The organism is Sagittula sp. MA-2 (assembly GCF_030126985.1).
Classification (GTDB): domain Bacteria; phylum Pseudomonadota; class Alphaproteobacteria; order Rhodobacterales; family Rhodobacteraceae; genus Sagittula.
In genome coordinates, this window is the sequence record NZ_CP126147.1 from 19,843 (window position 1) to 40,791 (window position 20,949).

Here is a 20,949-nt window from a genome sequence, read left to right on the forward strand (position 1 = left end):
TGCCGTCCTTCTCCAGTGGTGCTGTCGGTCATTACTTGGTGATGACCCAGTAGGAGACCGCGGTGGTCGCGCCGCCGGCGACGAAGTTCTCGACGCTTTCGCCCATGCCGTTCTGTTCGATCTGCTGGAACATCATGCCGAAGGGGCTGACCTGCTGGTGCTCGCGCTGAAGCTCCAGGTACATCTCGCGGCGCGCGTCGGTGTCGTTCTCGACGACGGCGGCCAGCGTCTTTTCGTTCATCGCGCCCGGATCCCAGGCGTTGCGCCACGCGAGGTAGCCGGTGTTGCCGGCCTCGTCGGCGTTGTCTGGGTTCAGCGCGAAGGTGCCGGCGTTGGTGTTCGGGTCCGGATAGTCCGGGCCCCATGCGCCGACGTAGATGTCATGCTCGCGCGCGCGGTAGCGGTCGAGCGTCTGCGCACCGGTGCCGACGATCAGTTCGACTTCGCAGCCGAGCTGGCCCCAGGTGTTCTGCAGCGACTGCGCGATGTCGAGACGTTCCTGCGCGTCGCGCACGGAGATCTCGATCGGTCCGCAGTCCGGGAAGCCCGATTCGGCCATCGCAGCCTTGGCGGCGTCCATGTCGAAGCCGTAGGGCTTTTCCTCGAGCGCGCCGAGGAAGGTCAGCGGCAGGAAGGCCTGGTGCACGGTGTACTGGCCCTTCAGGAAGGAGCCGGACATGCCGTCGTAGTCGACGGCGAGTTTCAGCGCCTCGAGCACCTTCGGGTCTGCCAGCATCTCGACCTTCTGGTTCGCGGACCAGTACATCAGGCGGCCGCGCAGTTCGTCGACGACCTTGACGCCCTCGACATCGGCGAGGCCTGCCACGTCTTCGGGCGAGAGGTTGCGCGCCACATCGATGTCGCCGCGTTCCAGCTGAAGCCGCTGGGTGGCGGATTCCTGGATGTGCTGGACGATCACCCGCTCCATCGCCGGCTTGTCGCCGTGGTAGTTCGGGTTGAGGTCCATCAGGACGCTCTCGTTCGGTTTCCAGTCCACGACCTTGTAGGGACCGGAGCCGGCGGTGTTGGTGCGCAGCCAGTCGCTGCCCATGTCACCGTCGACCTCGTTGGCCATGGCGGTTTCCATGTCGACGATGCCGCCGATGGTTGCGGTCAGGCAGTTCAGCACGAAGGACAGCGCGTAGGGCTTGTCCAGCGTCAGGACGAGCGTCTTGTCGTCGGTCGCCTTGATGGTTTCCTCGACGTTGTCGGCGGTGAAACCGAATTGCGTCAGGATGAACGCGGGCGTCTTGTCCAGCAGCACCGCACGGCGGAGCGAGAACTCGGCGTCCTTGGCGGTCACCGGGTTGCCGGAGGAAAAGACATGCCCCTCGGCCATGGTGAAGGTGACGGTCTTGCCGTCCTCGGAGATCTCCCAGCTTTCGGCAAGCTGCGGCTGGTAGCCCGCGTCGAGGTCGAGCGGATCGAAGTTCACCAGCTTTTCGTAGACGTTGCGCGACACGTCGGCGCCTGCGAACTCGAAGCTTTCCGCCGGGTCGAAGGTCTTGATGTCGTCGATGCGGTTGGCGATCACCAGCATGTTCGGCGGGGTTTCCGCCATGACCGGGGCAGCAGTGCCCAAGGCCACGATTGCGGCCACCACGGCCGCTGTGAAGTTGGTCTTCATTTTAGTTACTCCCTGTTGTGTTTTTTGTTTGGTTACCGGTCACTCACCCCATGTCTTGCGCAGAACGCGCAACCAGTTCCTGTGTGTCACCCTGGCCATCAGATCGTCGTCGACACCGTGGTCCTTCAGCGCCGCCACAAGATTGGGCAGCCCTGCGATGTCGCGGATCGGGTCAGGCACGAGTGCGCCGTCGAAGTCCGATCCCAGGCCGACGCGATCCTCGCCCAGAGTTTCGACCAAATGGTCAAAATGTCGGAGCACTATGTCAAGCCCGAAGTCCGACTCCATGCGGCCGTCGGGCCTGAGAAAGGCGCTTGCGAAGTTGATGCCCACCATTCCGTCACTTTCACGGATCATGTGAAGCTGCCGGTCGGTGAGGTTGCGGGCATGCGGCGTGATGGCGTGGGCGTTGGAATGCGTGGCGACCAACGGCGCGTCGGTGATCGCGGCCACGTCGTCCATGCCCTTCTCGTTCAGGTGCGAGAGGTCGATCATGATCTTCAACGAATTGCACTCGCGCACCAGCGCCTTGCCCGCGTCGGTGAGGCCGGGGCCGGTGTCGGGCGAGGAGGGGAAGCGGAAGGGGACGCCGTGGCCCCAGACGGTCGGCCTGCTCCAGACCGGCCCGAGGGAGCGCAGGCCGCGCGCGTGCCATTCGTGCAGGCGGGCGAAGTCGCGGTCCACGGCCTCCGCGCCCTCGATGTGGGCAACGGCGGCCATTTCGGGTTTGGGCAGGGCCCCGGCGATGTCGTCGGCGGTCCGGCAGAGCGTCACGGCCCCGGCCGCGGCGAGGTCGTCGAGCGCGTCGAAGCCGCGGGTCGTCCAGTCGAGCGCCTCGTCCTCCGGCACGGGATCGGGGAGGGGGATGTCGTATTCCGGCTTGACCATCTCCTCGTAGCGCACGGCCTTGTTGCCGGGGGAGGGGACGAAGATCGCGAAGAAGCCGCCGCCGAAGCCGCCCTTGACCGCGCGGGGCTTGTCGATGTGGCCGCTGTCGAGGCCCTCGGCCACCCCTTGCGCCGTGACGTCGCCGCGCAAGAGGCGCAGCACCAGATCGTTATGGCCGTCGAAGACCGGGAAGTTGGTCATTCTGTCTCCAGTATCTTTTTGAAACCGAGGTGCGAGGGCGTGAAGCCCGCACGCTCGTAGAAGCGGTGAGCGTCGTCCCTTTGGCGGTCGGAGGTCAACTGCACGAGGCGACAATTCCGGCTTTGCGCTTCCGCGACCGCCCAATCGAGCATCATCCGGCCAAGGCCCTGCCCGCGCCGCGCGGAGGAGACGCGCATCGCCTCGATCTGGGCGCGCCATGCGCCGTGGCGGGAGAGGCCGGGCAGGAAGGAGAGAAGGAGGGTGGCGACGATCTCTCCACCCGCTTCGCCCACGGCGAGTATGTGGTTTGGGTCGCCGTCGATCGCCGCGAAGGCCGAGAGGTAGGCGTCGTCCACCGCGCCCCCGTCCCGGTTCTTTCCCAGCCCGTCGTCGGCGTAGAGCGCGATCAGGGCAGGGAGGTCGGTGCGGGTGGCGGGGCGGATCGTCAGGGTCACAGGCGGCGGCCCTCCGCGTCGAAGCGGAAGGTTCGGGCGTCGTCATAGTCGAAGGCCACGTCCTCGCCCACCTCCGTCAGGTCCTGCCCGAAGAGGCGCACGGTGAAGGTCTGGCCGTCCGGGGCGCGCACCAGAAGGTTGGTGTCACCGCCCAGCCGTTCGACGTGGGTGACGGTGCCCTTCAGCCGTCCGGCGGGATCGGGGCGCAGGTATTCGGGGCGCACGCCCAGCACCTCGCCCGCGTTCAGGCCCGGCGCGTTCTCGACGAAGTTCATCGACGGCGCGCCGAGGAAACCCGCGACGAAGCGGTTGGCGGGGTTGTTGTAGAGCTCCATGGGGGAGCCTACCTGCTCGACCCGGCCATCGCGCAGCACGACGATGCGGTCGGCGAGGGTCATCGCCTCGATCTGGTCGTGGGTGACGTAGATCATCGAGGCGGCGAGGGTGCGATGCAGGGCGGCGATCTCGACCCGGGTGTTCATCCGGAGCGCCGCGTCGAGGTTCGAGAGCGGTTCGTCGAAGAGGAACAGGCGCGGGTCGCGCACGATGGCACGACCGATCGCGACGCGCTGGCGCTGGCCGCCCGACAGTTCGGCGGGGCGGCGCGACAGGTACGGTTCGAGATCCAGCATCTTCGCCGCCTTGGCGACCTGCTGCGCGACCTTGTCTTTCGGCGCGCCGTCCTGCTTCAGCCCCAGCCCCATGTTGTCCTTGACGCTCAGGTGCGGATAAAGCGCGTAGCTCTGGAAGACCATGGCGATGCCGCGCTTGGCGGGGGGTGTGCCGTTCACCTGCTCGCCGCCGATGGAGACGGTGCCGGAGGTGGCTTCTTCCAGACCGGCGATGACGCGCAGGAGGGTGGACTTGCCGCAGCCGGAAGGGCCGACGAAGACGACGAACTCGCCATCCTCCACGGTCAGGTTGATGTCCTTCAGGACGTGGGTCTTGCCGAAGGACTTGTTGACGTTTTCGAGGATCAGGGCGGTCATGTCACGTCTCCCGGTCTGACGGGTTGGCCGGTGCGGATGGAGAGGTCGGCGGCGAGGCAGATGGCAAGGCTGTCCACCGCCTCCTGCATGTGGCGGGTGAGGTCGGTGTCGTTGCGGATGGCCTCGATCAGGAAGGCCTGCTCGGCATCGCACAGCTCCTGGTGGCCGGGTTCGTCGGGCAGGTCGATGAGGCGGTCGTCGCCGGGGCGGTGCATCAGCAGGGCGCCGACACGGGTGTGGCCGTCGACGGAATCGCTGTCGCCCTTGTCCGCGTCCTTGATCGAGACGGCGCCGTTCGGGCTGACCACGTCCTTCACGAAGAAGGCGGTTTCAGACATCATCGGGCCCCAGCCGGCCTCGTACCAGCCGACGGAGCCGTCCTCGAACCGGACCTGTAGCTGGCCGTAGTTGTACATATCCTCTGGGATCTCGTCCGAGAGGCGCAGGCCGATGCCGGTGACCTGCACGGGGCGCGAGCCGCAGATCTGGCACATCACGTCAACGTAGTGCACGCCGCAGTCGACGATGGGAGAGGTGGTCTGCATCAGCGCCTTGTGGGTTTCCCACGTCGCGCCCTCGGACTGCTGGTTGAGGTTCAGCCGGAACACGTAGGGGCCGCCAAGCGCCTTCGCCTCGTCGATCAGCCGCATCCACGAGGGGTGGTGCCGCAGGATGTAGCCCACGACCAGCTTGCGGTTCAGACGGGCTGCCGTCTCGGTCACGCGGCGGGCGTCGGTGACGGTCAGCGCCAGCGGTTTCTCGACGAAGACATGGGCACCGGCCTCCATCGCGGCGATGGCGTATTCGGCATGCGTGTCGGTGTAGGTGGCGACGACCACGAGATCCGGCTGCGTCGCTGCGAGGGCGGCGTGGAAGTCGGTGAAGACCGGGTAGGGCAGGCGGGGATCGGCGTCGGGCGAGCGCTTGACGATGCCGACGATCTCGCTTTCGGGATGGGTGTGATGGGCCATGGCATGGGAGAAGCCCATGTTGCCGAGACCGGCGATGAGTACCTTCATTTGACGGCCCCCGAGGTGATGCCGCGGATCAGTTGCCGCGAGAAGATGACGTAAAGGACCATGACCGGCAGGATCGCCATGGAGAGTGCGGAGAGCACCGCGTTCCAGTCGGTCACGAACTGCCCGATGAAGACCTGGCTGCCGAGCGTGAGGGTCTTCACCTCTTCCGCCGGGGCGAGGATCAGCGGGAACCAAAGGTCGTTCCAGATCGGGATCATGTTGAACACCGCCACCGTGGCGAGCGCCGGGCGGACCAGCGGCAGCACGAGGCGGAAGAAGATCGCGTATTCGCTGAGCCCGTCGATGCGGCCGGCGTTCTTGAGGTCGTCGGAGACGCCCTTCATGAACTCCGACAGGATGAAGACGGCGAGGGGCAGGCCCTGCGCGGTGTAGACGAGGATCAGCGCCCACAGCGTGTTCACCAGCCCGGTCGAGACCATCATTTCCAGGATCGCGACGGTGCCGATCCGGATCGGGATCATGATCCCCAGCGCGAGGTAGAGCGCCATGATGGTGCTGCCCTTGAAGCGGTACTCGGCCAGCGCGAAGGCCGCCATGGCCCCGAAGAGCAGGATGAAGAACAGCGAGGCGACGGTGACGACGAAGGAGTTCTGGAAATAGAGGAAGAAGTCGCCCTGCTTCAGCACCGTCTCGTATCCCACGAGCGAGAAGCTCTCGCCGTTGGGCAGGGCCAGCGGTTCGCGGAAGATGGCGCGGCGGCTCTTGAAGCTGTTTACCACGATCACGAAGACCGGGAACAGCGCGATCAGCACGTAGAGGATCAGCGCGCCGTGCATGGCGAAGAGGTTCGGGGTGACGCGGCGTGTGGACATGACCTTCCCCTCAGAACTGGTAGTGGCGCAGGCGCCGCTGGATGCCGAAGAGGTAGATGCAGACCCCGATCAGGATGATCCCGAACATTGCGGAGGCGATGGCAGAGCCCATGTAGGGGTCGCCCAGCTGCAACTGGAAGCCGAAGAAGGTGCGGTACATGAAGGTGCCGAGGATGTCGGTGGAGAAATCCGGCCCCGCCAGCGCGCCCTGCGCGGCATAGATCAGGTCGAAGGCGTTGAAGTTGCCCACGAAGGTCAGGATCGAGATGATGCCGATCGACGGCAGGATCAGCGGCAGCTTGATCTTCCAGAAGGCCGAGAGGCCGGTGATGCCGTCGACCTCGCCTGCCTCGAGGATTTCCTCGGGGATCGACAGGAGGGCGGCGTAGATCAGCATCATCGGGATGCCGACGAACTGCCAGACGGAGATCAGCGCCAGCGTGGTCAGGGCGTATTCCTCCTTGCCCAGCCACGGCGCGAACAGCGACTTGAGCCCGATGGCGTCCAGCATCGACGGCGCGATGCCCCAGATCGGCGACAGGATCAGCTTCCACGCGAAGCCCACGATGACGAAGCTGAGGATGGTGGGGACGAAGATCGCGGTGCGGTAGAGGGCGGCGAACCGCAGTTTCGGCGAGGACAGGAGCGCCGCCAGTGCTATGCCGATGGGGTTCTGCACCAGCATGTGGATCAGGAAGAACCAGAAGTTGTTCGCCAGCGCGTTCCAGAACTGTTCGGACCAGTTCGGGTCGAGGAACAGGCGCCTGAAGTTGGCGAGCCCGACGAAGACGCGCGCCTTTTCCTCGGTGTTGAACAGCGCGAGGCGCAGGGTGTCGAACAGCGGGAAGATCATCACGGCCGTGTAGACCAGCACCGCGGGGGCGAGGAACACGACGACATGCCATCGGATGCGGCCCATGGGCTTTCACCTCGTCTGTCGGGGGAAAGGATCGGGCGGCAGACGCCCGGCGGGTCGGAGGTGGCCGGGCGAAGGGACGCCCGGCCGGAGGTCAGCTTACTGCTGGTTCTCGTACCAGGAGGCCAGGCCTTCCTGCAGGCGGTTGGCCGCCTCTTCCGGGGTCTCCGTGCCCTTGATCACGGCAGCGGAGGCATTCCACAGCTCGTTCTCGAGGTTAGGCGTGCCGCGCGACAGGATCTGGTAGGAGGACCGGATCGTGCTTTCGCACTCGTCACGCCAGCTTGCGAACTCGGCCGCCAGCGGGTCGGTGATCTCTACCGGGTCGGAGGCCAGCGGGTAGAAGCCCGGCAGCGCGTTGGCGAAGATCTTGGAGAATTCCGGCGACGCCACCCAGTTCAGGAAGGTCTTTGCCTCTTCCGGGTGCTCGGTCGCGGCGTTCATGCCGATGCCAATGTCGGTGTGGTCGGAGATGTAGCAGGTGTCGCCCTCGGCCACGACCGGCGGCGGGAAGGCCCCCATCTCGAACTCGGCGAGGTTGTTGAAGCCCGACACTTCCCACGAACCCGCCGGGTAGATCGCCGCGCGGCCCAGGGTAAAGACGTTCTGGCTGTCGGGGTAGGTCTGTGCCTCGAAACCGTCGCCCAGATAGTCGCCCCACTTTGCCAGCTCGGAGAAGACCTCGGTGAACTGCGGGTCGTTCAGCTTTGCGTCGCCGGCGATCAGCGCGTTCCGGCCTTCCTCGCCCTTCCAGTAGGTCGGGCCGATGTTCTGGTAGCCCATGGTCGCGGCTTCCCACTGGTCGTTGGTGCCCATCGCCATCGGGATGTAGGTGCCGTCTTCCTTGATCTTGTCCAAGACGTCGTAGAATTCCGCCACGGTGGTCGGCTCTTCGAGGCCCAGTTCCTCGAAGATCTCCTTGTTGTAGATGAAGCCGTGGATCACGGCGCCCATCGGAACGCAGAAGGGGTGTTCGCCGTCGTCGGTGATCCATGCGGATTTAGCCACGTCGGAGAAGTTCGCCATGCCTTCGAGGTCGGACAGGTCGGCCAGCTTGCCGCCTTCGTACAGCGCGAGAGAGGCGTCGAACGGGCGGCAGGTGATGATGTCGCCCGCCGACCCTGCGTCCAGCTTGGAATTCAGGATGGCGTTGTATTCCGCCGGGGCGGAGGGGGTGAAGTTCAGCTTGATGCCGGGATGCTCGGCCTCGAAGGCCGGGATGATCTCGTCCTGCCAGATCGTCAGGTCGTCGTTGCGCCAGCTCTCGATGGTCAGCGTGACGTCCTGGGCCCATGCGCCGGTGCCCAGCACGCTCAGCAGAAGGGCGCCTTTGAGTGTCTTGGTCATGTGTCTTTCTCTCCTTGTTGGAAAAGGCCCTGTTTCAGGCTCTTCTGGTTTTCGGTGTCTCTGCCTGCAGCGCCTGCCGCAGGACCTGCCCGCTGGCATCGAGGATGCGGCGGGCGTCTTCGGGATCGTGCCCCAGCGCCACGAGGACGGCGGGTTTCACGTTGTATCCGGTGGCCTCCAGCGCGGCGCGGGCGGCGTCGGCGGGGACCGCTGCGATGCGGGCGACGATGGTTTCGGCCCGGGCGCGCAGCTTGATGTTGTCAGGGCGCAGGTTGACCATCATGCCGTCATGGACATGGCCCAGCAGCACCCCCGCGAGGGTCGAGATCATGTTGAGCGCGATCTTCTGCGCGGTGCCCGCGCCAAGGCGGGTCGACCCCTCGACCACCTCGGGCGGGGTGGGCACAGCGATGGCCGTGTCCGCGAGGGTCAGGAGCGGGCTGCCCGGCATGTTGGCGACGCCGACCGTGGCGATCCCCCTCGTCTGCGCGGCGCGGGTCATCGCGAGGGCCTGCGGGGTCGTGCCGGAGGCGGAGATGGCGATCAGCAGGTCGCCGGGCGACATGGCGGCAGCGACGGTTTCCGCCTCCGAGGTGTCATCTTCGGTATGGCCGGGCATCCGCGCGTCGGTGGGGATGCCGCCCGCCATGACGATGCGCACCTGCGCCGGGTCGATGCCGTAGGTGCCGGGCAATTCGCAGGCATCCGCCAGCGCCATCAGGCCCGAGCTTCCGGCGGCGGCATAGACCACGGTCCCGCCGTTGCGCAGGGTGTCGGCCATGCGGTGCGCGGCCTCCTCGATCCCCGGCAGGGCGTTCCCGACGGCACGCGCGGCGTCGGTCTGCGCATCCAGCATGGTGCGCAAGGCCGCATCAGGGCGCAGGGCGTCGATGGAGGTCATGGCGGCAGCCTTCGGTGAGTCGGGTGGCAGTTTCTCAAGACCATACCTAAACAATACCTTTAAGCAAGAACTCTTTTCAATTGGTCCTGTCCGGCGCAAATTTGCGGCTATTGGTATTGTTTTGGTGTTCCCATGCGCGCAGCCTCGTGGTATTGCTTGCGCCATGACAGAGGCACCCACACCCTTTGCGATCGGACTGGACGGCGGCGGAAGCGGCTGTCGCGTGGCGATCTGCGATGCCTCCGGCGCCATCCTCGGTCGTGGCGAGGGCGGGCCTGCCAATGCCACCACCGATTTCGACGGCACGGTTCGTCACCTTTGCGCGGCGCTCGACATTGCCTGTGTCGGTGCGGGCGTGACGGTTGCCGATCTGGCGGAGGTGCCCGCGCATGCGGGGCTGGCGGGGGTGATCTCGGCGGAGGTGGGCGACCGCGTGGCCGCCGCGCTGCCGCTGCGGCGGGTCACCGTGACCGAGGACAGCGACACCATGCTCGCCGGTGCGCTCGGGCCACAGGACGGGGCGCTGGCCGCCATCGGCACCGGCAGCTTCTTTGCCCGGCAGGCCGGGGGCGTCTCACGCAGTGTCGGCGGCTGGGGCTTCCAGCTTTCGGATCAGGCGTCGGGCGCGTGGCTGGGGCACGAGCTGATGAAACTGGCTCTGCACGTGAGCGACGGGCTGGTGGCGGAGTCGCCGCTGGCGCGCGCCGTGCTGGACGAGATCGGCGGGCCGCCGGGCCTCGTCGCCTTTGGCCGCCGCGCCTTTGCACATGATTACGCCGCCTATGCCCCGCGCATCGTGGAGGCCGCGAAGGCCGGGGACAGCGCGGGCCTGTCGCTGATGTGGCAGGGCGCGACCTTCCTGCGGTTCGCGCTCGACGGGCTGGGGCACCGCGCGGGCGAACCGCTGTGCCTGACCGGCGGGGTGGGGGTGCACTACGCGCCCTACCTAGACGACCTGACGCTGATTGCCCCGAAGGGCAGCGCGCTCGACGGAGCGCTGGCGCTGGCGCGGAGGATCCCGGCATGAGCGTGGTCGACTTCCTGAAGCCGCACGACTGGTACAGGCCCGAGGCCGGGCCGCGCTACCTGCAGCTCCGCAACCGCCTGTCCGAGGGCGTGGACGGCGGGCTTCTGGCCCCGGGCAGCCCGCTGCCGCCCGAACGTGAGATCGCCACGATCACCGAGTTCAGCCGCGTCACCGTCCGCAAGGCGATCCAGTCGCTGGTGGACGAGGGCCGGATCGTGCAGCGGCAGGGGTCCGGGTCCTTCGTCGCTTCGACCCCGGCGAAGGTGAACCAGACCCTGTCGCGCCTCACCTCCTTCACCGAGGACATGGCCCGCCGCGGCATGAGCGTCACGGTGCAATGGCTGGAGCGCGGCTTCTTCATGCCGACCCCCGAAGAGGTCGAGGCCCTTTCACTGAAGGAGGGCGATTCCGTCGCCCGGATCGCGCGGTTGCGGCTGGCGGACGGTGCGCCGATGGCGATCGAGCGCGCCTCTCTGCCGACCGACATCCTGCCCAACCCGCTGGAGGTCACCCAGTCGCTTTACGCCGTGCTCGACGCCCATGGCACGCGGCCGGTGGTGGCGCTGCAGAAGATCACCGCCGTGATCGTCGACGGGCCGGACGCCGCCTTGCTGGACCTTGCGCCCGGAAGCGCCGGGCTGAGGATCGAACGAACCTCCAGCCTCGCCTCCGGGCGGGTCTGCGAATTCACCCAATCCCTCTACCGCGGCGATGCCTATACCTTCGTCGCCGAACTGCGCCTGCAAAAGGAAGACCGATGACCGAGACCCACATGCGGCGCGAAGTGCTGGAAATCCCCGACGCGGTGGAGCGGCTGCTGAGCCGTGGCGGCGACGCGATCCGGGGCGCGGCAGAGGCGCTGCGCGCGCGCGACCCGGCGTTCTTCGTCACCGTGGCGCGCGGCTCTTCGGACCATGCCGCAACCTACTTCAAGTACGTGGCCGAAATCCTCGCCGGGCTGCCCGTGGCCTCTGTCGGGCCGTCGGTCGCCTCGATCTACGGGGCGCGGCTGAAGGTAAAGGGCGCGGCCTGCCTTGCCGTGTCGCAATCGGGGATGAGCCCGGACATCGTCGCCATGGTGCGGATGATGCAGGAGGAAGGCGCGCTGACGGTCGGGCTGACCAACCACCTTGATTCCCGGCTGGCAGAGGTCTCGGACCACGCGCTTGCGCTGCACGCCGGGCCGGAGCTGTCGGTGGCGGCCACGAAGACCTTCGTGAACTCGGCGGTCGCGGGCGTCTGGCTGCTGGCGGAACTGGTGCAGGACGACGCGCTTAGGGCGGCGATCCATGGCTTGCCGCAGGCACTGGCAGAGGCCGTCTCCGCCGACTGGTCGCCGCTTGCCGCAGAGCTGCAAACGGCGGAGGCGCTCTATTGCCTCGGGCGCGGGCCGGTCTTTGCCTTCTCGAACGAAGCGGCGCTGAAGTTCAAGGAGACCTGCCAGCTTCATGCGGAAAGCTATTCCTCGGCGGAGGTGCTGCACGGCCCGGTCAGCATCGTCGAGCGCGGCTTCCCGGTGATCGCGCTGGCGGTGCAGGACGCGGCCCAGGGCGCGCTGATCGACGTGGCCGAACAGGTGGCCGCGAAGGGCGCGAAGGTCTTTACCACCTCGCGCAAGGCAACCACCGCGACGGCGCTGCCCGCGGTGCGCACGGGCCATCCGCTGACCGATCCGATCTCGTTGATCGCGTCGTTCTACGCGATGGTCGAACAGGTCGCCGTGGCGCGCGGGGTGAATCCCGACGCGCCGCGCCACCTGCGCAAGGTGACGGAGACCACGTGATGCGCTACCTGCACGCCCCCGAGATCTTCGACGGCGTCCGCCACCTGACCGAACACGCGCTGGCGGTGGAGGACGGGCGGCTGAAGGCCATCGTGCCGCTGAAGGACGCGCCGGCGGCCGAACGCCTCGACGGGACGATCCTGCCGGGGTTCGTCGACCTGCAGGTGAACGGCGGCGGTGGCGTGCTGTTCAACGAAGAGACCACGGTTGAGGGGCTGCGCACCATCGCGGAGGCACACGCCCGTACCGGCACCACGCATATCCTGCCGACGCTGATCACCGACACGCCGGACAAGGTGCGCGCCGCCACCGACGCGGTAGAGCAGGCGGTGGCGCAGGGCGTTCCGGGGATCGTCGGTCTCCACCTCGAAGGGCCGCACCTGTCGCTGGCCCGAAAGGGTGCGCACGACCCCGCCCTGATCCGTCCGATGACGGAGGCCGATGCCGCGGTGCTGACCGATGCCGCCGCCCGCCTGCCGAACCTGAAGGTGACGATCGCACCTGAATCCGTGCCGCTCGACATGGTGCACAGGCTGGTGCGCGCCGGGGTGATCCTGTCGCTGGGGCATACCGATTGCAGCTACGAGACCGCCTGCGCCTATTTCGACGCGGGCGTGCGCTGCGCCACGCATCTGTTCAACGCGATGAGCCAGATGGGCAACCGCGCGCCGGGCATGGTGGGGGCGATCCTTGACCGGCCCGACGTGTCGGCCGGGATCATCGCCGACGGCATCCACGTGCACACCGCCGCGCTGCGCATTGCGCTGAACGCGCACAAGGAGCAGGGGGCCCTGTTCCTCGTGACCGACGCCATGCCACCGGTGGGCTCCGACATCACCGAATACGTGCTGAACGGGCGCCGCGTGCTGCGCCGCGAGGGGCGGCTGACGCTTGAGGACGGGACGCTTGCCGGGGCCGACCTCGACATGCCGACCGCGCTGAAGGTGCTGGACGGGATCGGCGTGCCGCGCATCCGGGCGCTGGCGATGGCCACCTGCCTGCCGGCGCGGCTGCTCAAGACCCCCGGAAACGCGGGCCATTTCAAGCCGGGCGACCGCTTCGACGGCATCCGGCTGGACCCCGAAGGGCGCTTCGTCCCGCTCTGACGGGTATCGCACCCTCGTAGCCGGGGTGCCGATTTGGTGTGCTTGAAGATCGGACGGAGGCCATGTGTGCCCTCGTCTCAGCGCCTGTGCCGCCGACCCCCATGGATTTTCGACGCAAGGACGCCGGTTTCCCGCGGCCGCCGGTTGTGGCGTGCTGCCCGGCCCTCGCTGCCTCCCAGCATGCGAATCTTGTCAGAAACGCAACAAACAGACCGATATTTGCAATATTGGTCATCCCGCCGATTGGATAACCTGATGACGGGAGACGCGCTCCGGCGCGGCGGACAAGGATTTTGGGGGAGGACACATGTTCAGAATATCGAAAAGGACGCTTTGCCGTTCGATGGCCGGAGTGCTGGCGATGGCTGGGGCAACGGCCTGGGCGGGACCGGAGGACGACACCCTTCGCGTCGCCATGGCCGAGGAAATTCTCAATCTCGACTACAACTACACCACCAAGCGCGAATACATCATCCTTGCGCAGCTCACCGACGCCAAGCTGTTCGAGTTCGATCCCGAGACACAGGACGTGGAGCCGTCCGTCGCCTCGGGTTTCGAATGGGTCGATGACACCACGCTCGACGTCATTTTGCGCGATGATGTGCTGTTTCATGACGGCAGCAAGCTGACCGCCGAGGACGTGGCCTACACCTACAACTGGCTGCGCGATCCCGACAGCGAGGCGAACGCGACGGGCGTGGTGGAGCGCTGGCTGGAAAGCGCCGAGGTCGTGGCGCCGGACCGTGTCCGGTTCCACATGACGTCCGTCTATCCGCTTGTGCTGCGCGACATGGCCAGCCGGATCATGCTGCGCAAGGACGGCACCTACGACGCGGGCGGCGAGATCGACCGCGACGCCATGTCGAGCGACCTTGTGGCGACCGGCCCCTACCGCGTCGAAAGCTTCGAGCCCGGGACCGAGCTGGTCCTGAAACGGTTCGACGGCTACTTCGGCGAGGCTCCGGCCATAGAAACCATCGTGGTACGCAACATTCCCGACATCGGCACCCAACAGGCAGAGCTGATGTCCGGCGGGATCGACTGGATGTTCAAGGTGCCCGAGGACGTGGCCGCCGCAGCAGGCGCCCATCCGGCCGTGGAGTACCTGAGCGGGCCGGACCTTCGCGTCGGCTTCGTGGTTCTGGATGCCGCTGGCTGGACCGATCCCGAAGGGCCGCTGACCGACGTGAAGGTGCGCCAGGCGATCAATCACGCGATCAACACGCCGGAGATCGCCGAGTTCCTGATGGGCGGATCGTCCGAACCGATCCACACCGCCTGCCACCCGGCGCAGTTCGGCTGCGACCAGTCGGTGACGCGCTACGAATACGACCCGGAAAAGGCAAAGGCGCTGCTGGCCGAGGCGGGCTACCCCGATGGCTTTCCGCTCGACCTCTGGGCCTACCGCGACAAACCGGTGGCAGAGGCGGTTGCCTCCGATCTTGCGGCTGCGGGGATCGACGTCAACCTGCGCTACGTGAAGCTGGAGAGCCTGAACCAGGCGCGCGCTTCCCGCGACATCGCGGCCTACATCGGGACGTGGGGGTCCGGCGGGACCGCCGACACGGCGGCGATTGCGCAGATCCACTTCGGCGACTCTGACCGCAACCTGACCGGCGATGACGCACTGTCCGGGATGGTCGCCGCCGCCGAGCAGACCGCCGATCCTGAAGAGCGCAAGGCCTTCTATACAGAGGCCCTGGGCCGGATCGCGGATCAGGCCTACTGGGCGCCGCTGGTGTCCTACACGGCGAATTATCTCGTCGCCTCTGACCTCGATTTCCCGCTCAGTCCCGACGGCCTTCCCCGGCTGCAGCAGGCCAGCTGGAAATGAAACCGGAACCGCGAGCGGGCCACCGCCCGCCCGCTTCCCGCAGGACACGATAAGACATGCTCAAATACATCGCACTCAAGAGCCTGCTCGCGATCCTCGTCGCCTTCACGGTCTCTCTTGCGGCGTTCCTTCTGCTGAACGTCGCCTCTGACCCCGCGCAGGCCATCGCGGGCGAGGATGCCACGCCCGACGTCGTCGAGACGATCCGCGCCCGCTACGGCCTCGACCGGCCGATATACGAGCGGTACGTGTCGTGGCTGGCCGGGGTGGCGACCGGCGACTTCGGCGAAAGCTACTACTGGCACAAGCCGGTGGCCGAGCTGGTCGCCGACCGCGCCGACGAGACGCTGACGCTGGCGCTGTCGGCGCTGCTGGTCACCATCGTGATCGCCATTCCGCTGGGCGCGCTGGCCGGTCTCAACCCCAATTCGTGGATCGACCGGATGGCGCTGGGGGTCGCGGTCTCGGCGCAGGCCATCCCGAATTTCTGGCTTGGGCTGATCATGATCATCCTCTTCGCGGTGATGATCCCCGTCTTCCCGGTCTCGGGCGACAACACCTGGTATCACTTCGTGCTGCCCGCGATCGTTCTGGGCGCCTCCTCGGTGCCCGCGGTGATGCGGCTGACACGGACCGGGCTGATCGAGGTGATGAGCGCCGACTACATCCGCACCGCCCGGTCCAAGGGCTTTCGCGGCACCACGCTCCTGCGGCGGCATGCCCTGCGCAACGCCATCCTGCCGGTGATCTCGGTGCTGGCGGTGCAACTGGGCCAGAAGTTCGGAGGCTCGGTCATCACCGAGAGCATCTTTGCGATCAACGGGCTGGGGCGGCTGGCGCTGGAATCCATCCTCGGGGCCGACATCCCGACAGTGCAGATGCTGATCTTCGTCTTCGCAATCGTCTTCGTAGCCATGAACCTGCTCGCCGACATCCTGAATGCGGCGCTCGACCCGAGGATCAGAATCGGATGACCGACACAGATATCTCAATCGCGGCCGTCGAAACCCGGCCCGAAGCCGAAGGCCTTTCCCCGGGCCAGGTGTTCCGCCAGAGGATGTTCGGCCACACCGGCTTCCTGATCGGCGCGGGCCTCATCGCCCTGATGACGCTGGTCGCGATCTTCGCGCCGCTGCTGGCGCCGCACGATCCCTTTGCGCAGAACCTCTCGGCACGGATGCTGCCGCCGTTCTGGGGCGAGGGCGGATCGCCCGAGTACCTGCTGGGCACGGACCAGAACGGGCGCGACTATCTCAGCCGGCTGATCTACGGCACGCGCATCTCGATCACCATCGGCATCGGCGCGGCCAGCATCGGGCTGCTGATCGGCGTCACGGCGGGGGTGCTCGCCGGTTACTTCGGCGGCTGGGTCGATCACGCCATCAGCTTCCTGCTGACCGCCCAGCTTGCGCTGCCGGGTCTTCTGCTGGCCATGGCGCTGGTCTTCATCATCGGCCCGTCGATCTGGGTGGTGATCGGGATCGTCGGCGTGCTGCACTGGACCTATTACCTGGTGGTCACCCGTTCGGCCACGCAGCGGCTGCGCAACCTCGATTTCGTCGCGGCAGCGGCCTCTTCGGGGGCCAGCGCGCCGAAGATCATCCTGCACGAGATCCTGCCCAACCTCGTGCCGCAGATCATCGTGATCTTCACCTTCGAACTGGGCATCGCGATCCTCGCGGAATCGAGCCTGTCCTTCCTCGGGGTCGGCATCCAGCCGCCCACGCCCTCCTGGGGCCTGATGATCGCCGAGGGCAAGCAATCCATGTTCTTCCGCCCGTGGCTGGTGGTGCTGCCCGGCATCTGCCTGTTCCTGCTGGTCATCGGGGCGAACCTGATGGGTGACGGATTGCGGGACATCACTTCGCCGGAGGGGCGCAACGAATGACGAGCTTTCTCGAAATCGCCAACCTGAACGTGAGCATCCGCCTGCCGCATGGCCGGCTACGCGCGGTGCGCGACACCACCCTGACGCTGGAGAAGGGTGAGTCGCTTGGCATCGTCGGCGAAAGCGGGTCGGGCAAGTCCATGACGGCGCTGGCGCTGATGCGGCTTCTGCCGCGCAGCGCAACCTGCGAGGCTGAGGTGCTTCGGTTCGACGGTCTGGACCTCGCGACGCTCGACGACCGCCGGTTCGCCCATACGGTCCCGGGCACCGGCATCGGCATGATCTTCCAGGAGCCGATGACCTCGCTCAATCCGGTCTACACCATCGGGCGCCAGATGACCGAGGCCGCGGTCTATCGCGGGCTGATGTCGTCGGGCGAGGCGCGGAAGAAGGCGATTGCGCTGCTCGACCGCGTGGGCATTCCCGACCCCGAGGGCCGGATGTCGCAGTACCCGCACCAGATGTCGGGCGGCCAGCGTCAGCGTGTGATGATCGCGATGACTTTGATGCTCGACCCGAAACTGCTGATCGCGGACGAGCCGACGACCGCGCTCGACGTGACGGTGCAGGCGCAGATTCTCGATCTGCTGGACGATCTGCGGCGCGAGCGTGACATGGGCATGATCCTGATCTCGCACGACCTGGCAGTGGTCGCGCAGCGCACCGATGCGGTTGCGGTCATGTACGGCGGCGAAATCGTCGAACAGGGGCCGGCGGATTCGGTGCTGCGCAATCCTTCGCATCCGTACACCCAGTCGCTCCTGAACGCGATCCCGCAGCTTTCGGGGTCGCCCGGCCGTCTCGGCGCGATCCCCGGGGTGGTGTCGACCGTGATGGAGGAACCGAAGGCCTGCATCTTTGCCCCCAGGTGCGCACACGCCCACGCCGCCTGCACCGCGCACCGCCCGCCGGTGCGCGAGCATGACGCCGGGCATACCTGCCGCTGCGTGCTGGAAACGCCGCCCGCGGTGGAGACGTCGCTGACCCCGTTGCGCGCGGCCAAGCCTGCGCCGGATGCCGAGGCGGTGCTGTCGGCGCGCAACATCACCCGGGTCTACCAGTCGCGGCGGGGCATGTTCGGCCCGATGCGAGAGATCAGGGCGCTGGACGGTCTTACCGTGGAGCTGCGCAAGGGCGAGACGCTGGCCATCATCGGCGAAAGTGGATCGGGGAAGTCGACGCTGGCGCGCATCCTGCTGGGCCTCGACGAGCCGACCTCGGGAGAGGTCTTCATGCTGGGACGTCCGGTCGCTAGCCTCTCCACTCAGGAACGCGCCCGGTTCGTCCAGCCGGTGTTCCAGGATCCCTATTCCTCGCTCAACCCGCGGCGGCGGCTTGCGGATATCATCGCCTGGCCGCTGCAGCTGACCGGGGAATACGATGCGGCCACACGTCAGGCGAAGGTCCGCGACGCGCTGGACCTCGTGGGGCTGCCGCGCCGATTGCTGCACGCCTACCCTTCGCAGTTGTCGGGCGGCCAGCGGCAGAGGGTGGCGATTGCCCGGGCGCTTGTCACCAGGCCGGAGATCCTCGTGTGCGATGAGCCGACCTCCGCGCTCGACGTCTCGATCCAGGCGCAGATCCTGAACCTGCTCGACGATCTGAAGGCCGAGATGGGGCTGACCAACCTGTTCATCACCCACGACATGGCCGTGGTGCACCAGATCGCCGACCGGGTGGTGGTGATGCTCGATGGCCGGATGGTCGAGGAGGGCGATGCGCGGCAGGTCCTGCGCGCGCCTGCGAACGCGTACACGCGCCGGCTGGTGGCCGCGGCGCCCCGCTTCGATGCCATCTCGCCGGAACATGAGGACGTGCAATGAATTCGCCCGTAAGCGGTCTTGAGTGCAGCGGACGGCCCGGTGGCGCGCTGACCCCGCAGACCCTGTTTTCCCGTGAATCGCTCTGGCAATCCTGGCTGGACGTGGAGGCCGCGCTGGCAGAGATCCAGGCCGAGATGGGGATGATCCCGGACTGGGCGGCCACGCAGATCCGGCAGGCCGCGACCGTCGACCAGATCGGCGCCGATGTTCTGGAACGACACATCCGCCGGACGATGGCGCCGGTCATGTCGCTCACGAGGCTGCTGGCGGAGGCCGCCGGTGAGGCGGGCAGTTACGTGCATTGGGGCGCCACGACGCAGAACGTCATGCAGACGGGCCGCATCCTGCTGATCCGCGAGGCGGACGAGGCGATCCGGACCAATCTCGCCACGGCGCTGCGGCTGCTGGCCGGGCTGGCCGACGAACACGCCACGACCCTGATGGCGGGCCGCACCAACCGTCAGCACGCGCTGCCGATCACCTTCGGGTTCAAGGTCGCGGGCTGGATCGAGGAACTGGGCCGGGCGGTGCAGCGGCTGGACGGCGGCGCGGACCGGCTGTTCTCGCTGCCGTTCGGGGGCGCGGTCGGCGCCTTCCACGCCTACGGGCCGGAGGGGCAGGAGCTGCACCGCCGTCTTGCCGAACGGCTAGGGCTGCGCGACCTGCTGGTGCCCGGCCGCGCGGTCAACGACCTTTTCGCGGATTATGTCATCCAGCTTTGCCTGCTTGCCATGACGATCGAGCGGATCGCGGGCGAAATCTACCTGCTGATGACGCAGGAAGTGGGCGAGCTTGCCGAGCGGCTGGAGGAGGGCACGGTCGGCTCGTCCACCATGCCGCACAAGATCAATCCTAAATTCGTGGTACGCGTCCTGTCCGAAGCCGCCGAGCTGCGGAACATGTCGGCCATGGCACTGGAAACCGGGCGGACGAGCCATGAGGGCGACGCGGCGGTCAACCAGTTGCTGGGGTCGATGCTGGACCGGGCCGTGCCGCTGGCCTGGCAACTGACCGAAGGCTTCCATGTCCTCCTGTCGCGTACCTCTGTCGACGTGGCCCGGATGGAGCGCAACACCCGCCTGACCCAGGGCGGGATCGCGACCGAGAACCTGATGATGAAGCTGGCGCCCAGAACCGGGCGCGCGAAGGCGCACGACATGGTGCATCACGCGCTTGGAAAACCTCGGGCGGACGGGGAGAGCGTCGTCGAAATCCTGCAATCGGATGCCGCCATCGCGGACCATCTGACGCGCGACGAGATCCGTCTGGCACTCGACCCCGCGGAGTACTGCGGAGACAGCGAACGCATCGCGAAGGAGGCGGCCGACATGGCGCGCGCCATCGCGGACCGGCTGGGCCTCGTCAGATCAGGTACATGAGGTCCGCCACCGCCGGGTAAGTGGCGCGCTGTTCCTCGACGTGGTCGCTCAGCGCGTCGAGGAACGGCTCTGCCAGGACGGGCCGCGATCCCTTGGCAAAGATCGCGGCGTAGGTGATCCAGTTGTCGCCTTCCACCGGCCGCAGGACATGGCGGTCGTGCAGGATGGCGGGGAAGAAGACCAGATCGCTGAGGGTCAGGCCGATGCCGCTGCGCACCATTTCGATGGTCACAACGGTCGAGCCCGTCTGGAACAGGATCCGCGGCCTGTAGCCGGCGCTGCCCATCAGTTCATCGAGCCGCACCCGCCACCGCTGACCTGCGGCCAGGGTCACGAACGGTTCTTCGGCCAGACGATCCACCGGGATTTCCTCCAGCTCTGCCAGCGGATGGTCGCGGGGCAGCAGGATGCACAGGCGCGCGCGCAGGATCGGGACGATGTCCAGCGGCACGATCTCGTTCTCCACCGGAAGAGAGATCAGCCCCACGTCATAGCCGCCCGCGGCCACCTTGCTCTCGATGGCGAACCGGCTTTCGACCTGGATGTTGCAGTTGCTGTTGCCCGCGGCTGCGTAGATCCGCGCCAGCGCCGGCACCACCAGCCCGTTCGCCAGCGGCGCCGCCGCGACGATGGACAGGGTCCGGTTGCCCCGGCTCGCGATGTCGCGCGCGATGTGCGGGATCTCCTTCAGCCCGTCGAGCGTGTTGGATATCTGCTGGTAGAACAGCGTGCCGTGTTCGGTGAGTTCCAGCGCGCGGCGCGACCGCGAGAACAGGGTCAGCCCGAGCTGGTATTCGAGCTGCGTCAGAAGACGGCTGGCCGCCGAATGCGACATGTTCGATCTGTTCGCAGCCTCCGACAGGGTGCCGGTGACCACGATGTCCCGAAAGAGCTGGAGGCCACGCAGGTTCATCGCCACCTTCTGTTGCGTTT

General features: G+C 67.0%; 19 protein-coding genes. 9 read left to right on the plus strand and 10 right to left on the minus strand.

Annotated elements, in window-relative coordinates:
- Positions 1-31: 31 nt before the first annotated feature.
- The 9 genes from QNI11_RS23065 to QNI11_RS23105 all read right to left on the minus strand — a co-directional run bounded on the left by QNI11_RS23065 (position 32) and on the right by QNI11_RS23105 (position 9,176).
- A complete protein-coding gene (locus tag QNI11_RS23065) occupies positions 32-1,627 on the minus strand; it encodes an ABC transporter substrate-binding protein (RefSeq protein ID WP_283983649.1) in 1,596 nt (531 codons plus the stop codon).
- A gap of 39 nt (positions 1,628-1,666) precedes the next feature.
- Entirely contained in the window at positions 1,667-2,716 is a 1,050-nt protein-coding gene (locus tag QNI11_RS23070; protein WP_283983650.1) for a dipeptidase, read from the minus strand.
- Positions 2,713-3,171 (minus strand): GNAT family N-acetyltransferase, encoded by a 459-nt coding sequence (locus QNI11_RS23075; protein WP_283983651.1) that lies wholly within the window; start codon positions 3,169-3,171, stop codon positions 2,713-2,715. Before QNI11_RS23075 ends, QNI11_RS23070 begins: the two co-directional genes overlap by 4 nt.
- Positions 3,168-4,160 (minus strand): ABC transporter ATP-binding protein, encoded by a 993-nt coding sequence (locus tag QNI11_RS23080; protein ID WP_283983652.1) that lies wholly within the window; start codon positions 4,158-4,160, stop codon positions 3,168-3,170. The genes QNI11_RS23075 and QNI11_RS23080 overlap by 4 nt, the downstream gene beginning before the upstream one ends.
- On the minus strand, positions 4,157-5,179 hold the full coding sequence (locus QNI11_RS23085) for a Gfo/Idh/MocA family protein (RefSeq protein WP_283983653.1): 1,023 nt from the start codon (positions 5,177-5,179) through the stop codon (positions 4,157-4,159). The genes QNI11_RS23080 and QNI11_RS23085 overlap by 4 nt, the downstream gene beginning before the upstream one ends.
- Entirely contained in the window at positions 5,176-6,012 is an 837-nt protein-coding gene (locus tag QNI11_RS23090) for a carbohydrate ABC transporter permease (RefSeq protein WP_283983654.1), read from the minus strand. The genes QNI11_RS23085 and QNI11_RS23090 overlap by 4 nt, the downstream gene beginning before the upstream one ends.
- 10 nt (positions 6,013-6,022) lie before the next feature.
- Positions 6,023-6,931, minus strand: coding sequence for a carbohydrate ABC transporter permease (locus QNI11_RS23095; RefSeq protein ID WP_100931505.1), 909 nt, complete (start codon positions 6,929-6,931; stop codon positions 6,023-6,025).
- A 96-nt stretch (positions 6,932-7,027) separates the two neighbouring features.
- The gene (locus QNI11_RS23100) at positions 7,028-8,275 is read right to left on the minus strand and encodes an ABC transporter substrate-binding protein (protein WP_100931504.1); all 1,248 of its coding nucleotides are present in this window, start codon (positions 8,273-8,275) and stop codon (positions 7,028-7,030) included.
- A 34-nt stretch (positions 8,276-8,309) separates the two neighbouring features.
- A complete protein-coding gene (locus QNI11_RS23105; protein WP_283983655.1) occupies positions 8,310-9,176 on the minus strand; it encodes an N-acetylmuramic acid 6-phosphate etherase in 867 nt (288 codons plus the stop codon).
- 163 nt (positions 9,177-9,339) lie between these two features.
- Here QNI11_RS23105 and QNI11_RS23110 point away from each other — a divergent pair, with 163 nt between their 5' ends.
- From QNI11_RS23110 to QNI11_RS23150, 9 genes are all read left to right on the plus strand, one after another.
- The gene (locus tag QNI11_RS23110) at positions 9,340-10,203 is read left to right on the plus strand and encodes a BadF/BadG/BcrA/BcrD ATPase family protein (protein WP_157815111.1); all 864 of its coding nucleotides are present in this window, start codon (positions 9,340-9,342) and stop codon (positions 10,201-10,203) included.
- Complete coding sequence (locus tag QNI11_RS23115; protein ID WP_100931501.1) at positions 10,200-10,964, plus strand: GntR family transcriptional regulator; 765 nt, start codon at positions 10,200-10,202, stop codon at positions 10,962-10,964. The genes QNI11_RS23110 and QNI11_RS23115 overlap by 4 nt, the downstream gene beginning before the upstream one ends.
- Positions 10,961-11,986 (plus strand): SIS domain-containing protein, encoded by a 1,026-nt coding sequence (locus QNI11_RS23120; RefSeq protein WP_283983656.1) that lies wholly within the window; start codon positions 10,961-10,963, stop codon positions 11,984-11,986. The genes QNI11_RS23115 and QNI11_RS23120 overlap by 4 nt, the downstream gene beginning before the upstream one ends.
- A complete protein-coding gene (gene nagA / locus QNI11_RS23125) occupies positions 11,986-13,092 on the plus strand; it encodes an N-acetylglucosamine-6-phosphate deacetylase (RefSeq protein ID WP_283983657.1) in 1,107 nt (368 codons plus the stop codon). Before QNI11_RS23120 ends, nagA begins: the two co-directional genes overlap by 1 nt.
- 361 nt (positions 13,093-13,453) lie before the next feature.
- Positions 13,454-14,926 carry an ABC transporter substrate-binding protein gene (locus QNI11_RS23130; protein WP_283983658.1) on the plus strand — a complete coding sequence of 491 codons (1,473 nt, stop codon included), beginning with the start codon at positions 13,454-13,456 and terminating at the stop codon, positions 14,924-14,926.
- Positions 14,927-14,982: 56 nt separating this feature from the next.
- Entirely contained in the window at positions 14,983-15,900 is a 918-nt protein-coding gene (locus tag QNI11_RS23135; RefSeq protein WP_283983659.1) for an ABC transporter permease, read from the plus strand.
- Positions 15,897-16,814 carry an ABC transporter permease gene (locus QNI11_RS23140; RefSeq protein ID WP_283983660.1) on the plus strand — a complete coding sequence of 306 codons (918 nt, stop codon included), beginning with the start codon at positions 15,897-15,899 and terminating at the stop codon, positions 16,812-16,814. Before QNI11_RS23135 ends, QNI11_RS23140 begins: the two co-directional genes overlap by 4 nt.
- On the plus strand, positions 16,811-18,637 hold the full coding sequence (locus tag QNI11_RS23145) for an ABC transporter ATP-binding protein (RefSeq protein WP_283983661.1): 1,827 nt from the start codon (positions 16,811-16,813) through the stop codon (positions 18,635-18,637). Before QNI11_RS23140 ends, QNI11_RS23145 begins: the two co-directional genes overlap by 4 nt.
- On the plus strand, positions 18,634-20,016 hold the full coding sequence (locus QNI11_RS23150; RefSeq protein WP_283983662.1) for a lyase family protein: 1,383 nt from the start codon (positions 18,634-18,636) through the stop codon (positions 20,014-20,016). Before QNI11_RS23145 ends, QNI11_RS23150 begins: the two co-directional genes overlap by 4 nt.
- Here QNI11_RS23150 and QNI11_RS23155 read toward each other — a convergent pair.
- Positions 20,000-20,929 (minus strand): LysR family transcriptional regulator, encoded by a 930-nt coding sequence (locus QNI11_RS23155; protein ID WP_283983663.1) that lies wholly within the window; start codon positions 20,927-20,929, stop codon positions 20,000-20,002. The two genes, QNI11_RS23150 and QNI11_RS23155, sit on opposite strands and share 17 nt — an antisense overlap.
- Positions 20,930-20,949: the final 20 nt, after the last annotated feature.

Coding starts and splice junctions, on each gene's coding strand:
- QNI11_RS23065 (WP_283983649.1), bottom strand. CDS start 1,627: ATGAAGACCAACTTCACAGCGGCCGTGGTGGCCGCAATCGTGGCCTTG.
- QNI11_RS23070 (WP_283983650.1), bottom strand. CDS start 2,716: ATGACCAACTTCCCGGTCTTCGACGGCCATAACGATCTGGTGCTGCGC.
- QNI11_RS23080 (WP_283983652.1), bottom strand. CDS start 4,160: ATGACCGCCCTGATCCTCGAAAACGTCAACAAGTCCTTCGGCAAGACC.
- QNI11_RS23085 (WP_283983653.1), bottom strand. CDS start 5,179: ATGAAGGTACTCATCGCCGGTCTCGGCAACATGGGCTTCTCCCATGCC.
- QNI11_RS23090 (WP_283983654.1), bottom strand. CDS start 6,012: ATGTCCACACGCCGCGTCACCCCGAACCTCTTCGCCATGCACGGCGCG.
- QNI11_RS23095 (WP_100931505.1), bottom strand. CDS start 6,931: ATGGGCCGCATCCGATGGCATGTCGTCGTGTTCCTCGCCCCCGCGGTG.
- QNI11_RS23100 (WP_100931504.1), bottom strand. CDS start 8,275: ATGACCAAGACACTCAAAGGCGCCCTTCTGCTGAGCGTGCTGGGCACC.
- QNI11_RS23105 (WP_283983655.1), bottom strand. CDS start 9,176: ATGACCTCCATCGACGCCCTGCGCCCTGATGCGGCCTTGCGCACCATG.
- QNI11_RS23110 (WP_157815111.1), top strand. CDS start 9,340: ATGACAGAGGCACCCACACCCTTTGCGATCGGACTGGACGGCGGCGGA.
- QNI11_RS23115 (WP_100931501.1), top strand. CDS start 10,200: ATGAGCGTGGTCGACTTCCTGAAGCCGCACGACTGGTACAGGCCCGAG.
- QNI11_RS23120 (WP_283983656.1), top strand. CDS start 10,961: ATGACCGAGACCCACATGCGGCGCGAAGTGCTGGAAATCCCCGACGCG.
- nagA (WP_283983657.1), top strand. CDS start 11,986: ATGCGCTACCTGCACGCCCCCGAGATCTTCGACGGCGTCCGCCACCTG.
- QNI11_RS23130 (WP_283983658.1), top strand. CDS start 13,454: ATGGCTGGGGCAACGGCCTGGGCGGGACCGGAGGACGACACCCTTCGC.
- QNI11_RS23135 (WP_283983659.1), top strand. CDS start 14,983: ATGCTCAAATACATCGCACTCAAGAGCCTGCTCGCGATCCTCGTCGCC.
- QNI11_RS23140 (WP_283983660.1), top strand. CDS start 15,897: ATGACCGACACAGATATCTCAATCGCGGCCGTCGAAACCCGGCCCGAA.
- QNI11_RS23145 (WP_283983661.1), top strand. CDS start 16,811: ATGACGAGCTTTCTCGAAATCGCCAACCTGAACGTGAGCATCCGCCTG.
- QNI11_RS23150 (WP_283983662.1), top strand. CDS start 18,634: ATGAATTCGCCCGTAAGCGGTCTTGAGTGCAGCGGACGGCCCGGTGGC.
- QNI11_RS23155 (WP_283983663.1), bottom strand. CDS start 20,929: ATGAACCTGCGTGGCCTCCAGCTCTTTCGGGACATCGTGGTCACCGGC.